Below are 300 nucleotides of genomic sequence, written 5' to 3'. Positions count from 1 at the left end.
AAGGCCGCCCACGTGCTCCGGACGTTCACCGAGGCGGGTCACGACGTCCGCGCCGTGCCCACCCGGGCGGCCCTGGAGTTCGTGGGGCGCGCCACCTGGGAGGCGCTGTCCGGGCACCCGGTGACGACCGAGGTCTTCGAGGACGTGCCCGAGGTCGCCCACGTGCGCCACGGGCGCCAGGCCGACCTGGTCGTCGTCGTGCCCGCCACCGCGGACCTGCTGGCCCGCGCGGCCACGGGGCGCGCCGACGACCTGCTCGCGGCCACGCTGCTCACCGCGACCTGCCCGGTGCTCATGGCC

General features: G+C 77.3%; 1 protein-coding gene. It reads left to right on the top strand.

Translation table 11 applies throughout. From position 1 onward, the window contains the following. Window positions 1-300 (top strand): flavoprotein (locus KVT14_RS20225; RefSeq protein WP_306795881.1); only part of this gene is annotated, 300 nt, incomplete at both ends.

It is taken from the genome of Cellulomonas sp. GbtcB1 (genome assembly GCF_019091725.1).
Classification (GTDB): domain Bacteria; phylum Actinomycetota; class Actinomycetes; order Actinomycetales; family Cellulomonadaceae; genus Cellulomonas.
Note: the sequence above shows the minus strand (reverse complement) of the source record. Positions and strands in the feature narration are given on the sequence as shown.